This is a genomic window from Stenotrophomonas maltophilia group sp. Smal32 (assembly GCF_030237085.1).
Taxonomy (GTDB): domain Bacteria; phylum Pseudomonadota; class Gammaproteobacteria; order Xanthomonadales; family Xanthomonadaceae; genus Stenotrophomonas; species Stenotrophomonas maltophilia_Q.
Genome location: NZ_JASJSI010000016.1, coordinates 1 through 1,123 on the forward strand (window position 1 = coordinate 1; position 1,123 = coordinate 1,123).

Consider the following 1,123-nt stretch of genomic DNA (forward strand, 5'->3'; position numbering starts at 1 on the left):
GTGCTGCACCAGCCACACCCACCCCGAGCCGAACAGGCCCAGCGCGGTGCGGTTGAATTCCTCGCGCAGGCGCTGCACGTCGCCGAACTGGCGCTTGACCAGCTCGCCCAGGCGGCCCTGCGGTTCGCCGCCGCCTCGGGGGCGCAGGCACTGCCAGTAGAAGCCGTGGTTCCACGCCTGGGCAGCCGCATCGAACAGCTTTCCCTGGGCCTGGCGGACGATTTCCTCCAGTGACGCGTCTTCCCACTCGGTGCCGAGGATGCCGGCATTGACCGCATCCACGTAGGCGCGATGGTGGCGACCGTGGTGCAGTTCCAGGGTCTGTGCGGACAGGTGCGGCTGCAGTGAGCCGGAAAGGTAGGGCAGGGCAGGCAATTCGACAGGCATGGACAGGTTCGTGGCCAGAGGGGCGGCGGCAGCCGGTTCCATCCGCTTACAATGGCGGCTACCGTGGGCAGTCTAGCCGACCACCGCGGTCGGTTTGTCCGGCGAAGCAAGGAGTGAGGTTGTGGCGGTAATGCAGCAAATCCAGGCCGAGGTCGATCGTTACCCGCTCGTGCTGTTCATGAAGGGCACCCCGCAATACCCGATGTGCGGCTTCTCCAGTCGCGCCGTACAGGCGTTGATGGCAGCCGGCGCGGTCACCCTGCGCACCGTCAACGTGCTGGAAGAACCCGAGATCCGCGCCAACCTGCCGCGGTTCTCCAACCTGCCGACCTTCCCGCAGCTGTTCATCAACGGCGAGCTGATCGGCGGCTGCGACATCGTCCTGGAACTGTTTGAAGCCGGCGAGCTCAAGCGCATCGTCGAAGAGGCGACCCAGGGATGAGTGCCTGGCCATCGACGTCACCGACCAACGGGGCGCTCGATGGCCGCCCGTTGCAGGATCGCGTGGTGCTGGTTGCCGGCGCCGGCGGTGGGCTGGGCAGTGGGGCGGCCGTTTCCCCCCCCCCCCAACGGGCTAACCTTCTACATTTTGGGCGCAAAAACCCCCCCCAGGAAACTTTCTATTACCACGTACACGCCGTAGGGCCCCAAAAAAATATTTTTAAACTTGATATTTATGGTTGGGGGCCCCACCACAAAAAACAAAATTCCCACGCCCAGCAACGCGAGCTTTGGG

General features: G+C 64.5%; 2 protein-coding genes. One reads left to right on the top strand and one right to left on the bottom strand.

Annotation, left to right across the window (positions count from 1 at the left end; translation table 11 throughout):
* A partial coding sequence (locus QRO91_RS05840; RefSeq protein ID WP_285310312.1) for a superoxide dismutase occupies window positions 1–387 on the bottom strand: 387 nt, incomplete at its 3' end.
* Between the two features lie 121 nt (window positions 388–508).
* On the opposite strand from QRO91_RS05840, the gene grxD reads away from it, so the two are divergent.
* On the top strand, window positions 509–829 hold the full coding sequence (gene grxD / locus QRO91_RS05845) for a Grx4 family monothiol glutaredoxin (RefSeq protein WP_005408852.1): 321 nt from the start codon (window positions 509–511) through the stop codon (window positions 827–829).
* Window positions 830–1,123: the final 294 nt, after the last annotated feature.